Annotated in this window: 1 protein-coding gene; it reads left to right on the top strand. The window is 63.1% G+C overall.

The window, feature by feature from the left end; translation table 11 throughout:
- Positions 1-5,427, top strand: a 5,427-nt coding sequence (locus tag KPG66_RS16930) for a non-ribosomal peptide synthetase (RefSeq protein ID WP_237071613.1), incomplete at both ends; no start/stop codon positions are given.

Raw genomic sequence — 5,427 nt, 5'->3', positions numbered from 1 at the left:
CGCGCGACGCTCGCCGACGCGCCGGTGCTGCTGGCGCTGCCGACCGACCGGCCACGCTCGGCGCAACAGTCGTTTGCCGGCGCACAGGTGCCGGTGCGCATTGATGCGGCCACGACGCAAGCGCTCAAGCGTTTAAGCGCTAAGCATGGCACGACGCTATTTATGACAGTGCTCGCGGCATGGAGTGCGGTGCTCGCGCGCCTGTCCGGCCAGTGTGATGTGGTCATTGGCACGCCCAGCGCCAATCGTCACCACCCGCAGATCGAGCCGTTGATCGGCTTTTTTGTCAATACGCTGGCGTTGCGCGTGGATCTGTCGGGTGGACCCGATACCGTAGAGCTGCTCGCGCGCGTGCGGCGCACGATGCTGGACGCGCAAGCGCATCAAGATCTGCCGTTTGAGCAAGTGGTGGAGATCGTGCAGCCGCCGCGTCGATTGGATTATACGCCGCTGTTTCAAGTGATGTTGGCGTGGCAGAGTAATGAGACAGGGCAGTGGCGCCTACCTGGGCTCACGGCCACGCCGGCTGAGCTGGAGTATGACGCCGTAAAGTGCGATCTCGAGCTGAACTTGTCTGAGACAGGCGATGAGATTGCTGGTAGCTTAGGGTATGCGACGGCGCTGTTCGACCAATCCACGATCGAGCGGCACGTCGGCTATCTGCAGGCCATGTTGCAGGCGATGGTGGCTCATCCCCAGCAGCCGGTCGCAACGCTTGAGTTGCTGTCACCGGCCGAGCGTCAGTTGCTGCTGCAGACATGGAACGCGACGCAGCGGGCGTATCCGTCGCACGTGTGCGTGCACCAGTTATTTGAGGCGCAGGTCGAGCGTACGCCCGAGGCGCCGGCGCTGGTCTATGAGGATCAAACGTTGAGCTATGCGCAGCTCAATGCACGAGCCAATCGCTTGGCGCACCAGTTGATCGAGTTGGGCGTCAAGCCGGACACGCGGGTGGCGATCTGCGTGCAGCGCAGTGCTGCGCTGGTCGTGGGGGTGCTGGCGATTTTGAAGGCTGGGGGCGCGTATGTGCCGCTGGATCCGAGCTATCCGAGTGAGCGCTTGGCGCACATCCTCGCCGATGCGGCGCCGAGCATGGTGCTGGCCGATGCGGCCGGGCGCGCTGCGTTGGGCGAGGCGGCGCTGGCCGAGTGCACGGTGCTCGATCCAGCTACCCCGTCGACGTGGCCGGACACCAATCCGTCGATAGCCGAGCTGACGGCTCGCCATCTGGCGTATGTGATCTATACATCGGGTTCAACCGGCACGCCGAAAGGCGTGATGGTGCCGCATTATGCGATTGCGCGGCTGGTCATCAACAATGGCTATGTTGACATTCGCACCGATGATCGTGTGGCGTTCGCGGCAAACCCGGCTTTCGACGCGAGCACGTTTGAAGTGTGGGCACCGCTGTTAAATGGCGCCACCGTTGTGGTGATTGATCATGACACTGTGCTGATGCCCCGTGCGTTTGCGCACACGTTGCGCGAACAGCGCATCAGCATCTTGTGGCTCACCGTTGGCTTGTTCAACCAGATGGCCGCCCAGGTGGACACGGCCTTCTCTCAACTCAAGGCATTAATTGTCGGAGGAGACGTGTTGGATGCTAGGTTGGTTGCGCAAGTGATGGGCGAGTCCCCTCCTGAGCAGCTGATCAACGGTTACGGTCCAACCGAGAGCACCACGTTTGCGACGATTTACAAGGTCACGTGCGTTCCGGAAAGAAACGCCAGCATCCCGATTGGCCGACCCATTGCGAACACGCGTGTTTATTTGCTGGACGCACACGGCCAGCCGGTGCCCCTGGGTGCAGTCGGTGAACTATACATCGGTGGCGCAGGCGTCGCGCGCGGCTATTGGAACCGCCCTGAACTGACGGCCGAGCGCTTTGTGCGCGATCCGTTCTCAGAGGACGCCGATGCGCGGCTGTATAAGACCGGGGATGTGGCACGGTATTTACCGGACGGCAATCTGGAGTTCTTGGGTCGCAATGACGATCAGGTCAAGCTTCGCGGCTTTCGGATTGAGCTGGGCGAGATTGCAGCGTGCTTAACGGCGCACCCGCAGGTGCGTGATGCGGTGGTGCTGGCGTGCGGCGAGGGCTCGGACAAGCGGCTGGTGGCGTATGTGCAGGCCGAAGCGGATGAGCAGCTCGCGAGCACCCTGCGCGCGCAGGTGGCGGCGAGCCTGCCCGAGTATATGGTGCCCAGCGCGTTCGTGCGGGTGGACGCGTGGCCGCTAACGCCCAACGGCAAGCTCGATCGGCGTGCGTTGCCCGCACCGGATGAGGCGGCGCTAGCGCATCAAGCGTATGAAGTGCCGCAAGGCGAGCTGGAGACGACGCTGGCGGCAATCTGGGCCGAGCTCTTGGGTGTAAAGCAAGTGGGCCGGCACGATAGCTTCTTTGCCCTCGGCGGCCACTCGCTGCTGGCGGTGCGGCTCATTGAGCGTCTGCGGCGCCGGGGCTTGAGTGTGTCGGTGCGGGCGCTATTTGAGGCACCGACGCTCAGTGCGCTGGCGCAGTCGTTGGGCCAGCGCCGTGACGTGGCGGTGCCTGCGAACGCGATCACGCCCGACACGACTGTGATTACGCCGTCGATGCTGCCGCTCATTGAGCTAACGCAAGCGGACATTGACAAGATTGTTAAGCAGGTGCCGCAGGGCGTGGCCAATATCCAGGACATTTATGCGCTCTCGCCGCTGCAAGACGGGCTGCTGTTTCACCATCTGCTCGCGCGCGACGGCGATCCGTATCTGCTGATGGTGCAGCTGGCTTTCGATAGTCATGAGCGGCTTGACCAGTATTTGCACGCGCTGCAGCAGGTGATCGATCGCCACGATATTTTGCGCACCGCGTTCGTGTGGGAAGGCGTGTCCACGCCTGCGCAAGTGGTGTGGCGCCACGCACAGTTGCCGGTCACCGAGCTGACGTTGGACCCCGCTGACGAGCCGATCGTGGCGCAATTGGCGCGACGCTTTGATCCGCGTCACACGCGCTTGGATCTGACACAGGCGCCGCTGCTGCACTGTGCGATTGCGCAAGACAGGGCGGGTCGCTGGCTGCTTACGCAGCGGCTGCACCATTTGATTGGCGATCACTCGACGCTAGAGGTGATGCACGCGGAGGTGCGGGCGTTCATCGAGGGGCGAGGCGACACCCTGTCGCCGGCGCAGCCGTTTCGTCATCTGGTCGCGCAAGCGCGGCTGGGTGTCAGTCAAGCCGAACACGAACACTTCTTTACTGAGCTGCTCGCTGACGTGGAGCCGACCCTGCCGTTTGGGCTCGCGCAGATACAGCACGACGGCAGTGAAGTGAGCGAGTCACACCGGATGCTGCCGTCGGCGTTGAACGATCGGCTGCGCACGCACGCGCGGCGCCTGGGCGTGAGCTTAGCGAGCCTGTGTCACTTGGCGTGGGCGCAGGTGCTGGCCCGCGCGAGCGGCCAACCACGCGTGGTGTTTGGCACCGTGCTGTTCGGTCGGATGCAAGCGGGTGAGGGGGCCGACAGTGCGATGGGGCTGTTTATCAATACGCTGCCGCTGCGTGTGGACCTGAGCGGCAATGTGCAAGCCGCCGTGCATGCGACGCATGCGCGGCTGGCCGCGCTGTTGGAACACGAGCATGCGTCATTGGCGCTGGCGCAGCGCTGCAGCGGCGTGCCGGCCGATACACCGCTCTTTAGTGCGCTGCTCAATTACCGGCACAATGCGATGGGCTCGGATGAGCGCAGCGGGCTACCGGGTGTGGAGCTGCTCAGCGCGCAGGAGCGCACCAATTACCCGCTGACACTATCGGTCGAGGACTTCGGTCAAGCGCTGGAGCTGACGGCCCAGAGCGTGCCGCCGCTGGCGCCCGAGCGGGTGTGTGGGTATATGCAGCAGGCGCTGCACAGCTTGGCCGACGCGCTCGAGGCGGCGCCCGACACCGCAGTGCAGCAGTTGCAGGTGCTGCCTGAGGCCGAGCGCCAGTTGCTGCTGCAGACATGGAACGCGACGCAGCGGGCGTATCCGTCGCACGTGTGCGTGCACCAGTTATTTGAGGCGCAGGTCGAGCGCACGCCCGAGGCGCCAGCGCTGGTGTTTGAAGACCAAACGTTCAGTTACGCCGAGCTGAATGCACAGGCCAATCGCCTCGCACACCAGTTGATCGAGTTGGGCGTCAAGCCGGACACGCGGGTGGCGATCTGCGTGCAGCGCAGTGCCGCGCTGGTCGTGGGGCTATTGGCGATCTTGAAGGCCGGCGGCGCTTATGTGCCGCTCGATCCGGCGTATCCGGGCGAGCGCTTGGCGTACATTCTCGCTGATGCGGCGCCGAGCATGGTGCTGGCCGATGCGGCTGGGCGCGCTGCGTTAGGCGAAGCAGCGCTGGCCGAGTGCACGGTGCTCGATCCGGCTACCCTGCCGGCGTTGCCAGACACGAATCCGTCGGTGGCAGGTCTGACGGCCCGGCATCTGGCCTATGTGATCTATACGTCTGGCTCGACCGGCACCCCGAAGGGCGTGATGGTCGAACATGTCCAAGTGGCGCGGCTGTTCGAGGCAACGCAACCATGGTATGGCTTTAACGAGCATGATACTTGGTGCCTATTTCACTCGTTTGCCTTTGATTTCTCGGTCTGGGAGCTGTGGGGCGCACTGCGTTATGGTGGCAAGCTTGTCATCGTGCCTCATCCCATTGCTCGCTCTGCCGACGCTTTTTACCAGTTGATCTGTGAGCAGGGTGTCACCGTATTAAATCAGACCCCCAGTGCCTTTAAGGCGTTGATGGTCAGCCAAGCACACAGCGCCTTAACAGATCAATTACGCTATGTGATCTTTGGCGGGGAAGCGCTGGAGCCGACGAGCTTACAGGCGTGGTATGCCACGCACGACGAGCGTTATCCGCAATTGATCAACATGTATGGGATTACCGAAGTGACTGTGCATGTGACGTATCGGCCGCTTCGGCAGCAAGATAGCGAGCAAGCGGGCAGTCTGATTGGCACACGGATTCCGGATCTGACAATTTATCTGTTGGACGCGCATGGGCAGCCGGTGCCCCTGGGTGCGGTCGGTGAATTGTATATTGGTGGCGCGGGGGTGGCACGCGGCTATTGGAACCGCCCGGCGCTGACCGCCGAGCGCTTTGTGCCGGATCCGTTCTCAGAGGACGCCGATGCGCGGCTGTATAAGACCGGGGATTTGGCGCGGTATTTACTGGACGGCCATCTGGAGTTTGTGGGGCGCAACGATGAGCAAGTGAAGATCCGCGGCTTTCGGATTGAGCTGGGTGAGATCGAAGCGTGCTTAACGGCGCACCCGCAGGTGCGTGATGCGGTGGTGCTGGCAACCGGTGAGGGGTCGGACAAGCGACTGGTGGCGTATGTGCAGGCCGAAGCGGACGAGCCACTGGCGAGCACGCTGCGCGCGCATGTTTCGGCCCGCCTGCCC

This window comes from Mycetohabitans sp. B2 (assembly GCF_021733735.1).
Taxonomy (GTDB): domain Bacteria; phylum Pseudomonadota; class Gammaproteobacteria; order Burkholderiales; family Burkholderiaceae; genus Mycetohabitans; species Mycetohabitans rhizoxinica.
The sequence above is the reverse complement of the archived record's forward strand: the minus strand, read 5'-3'. Positions and strand labels throughout refer to the sequence as shown.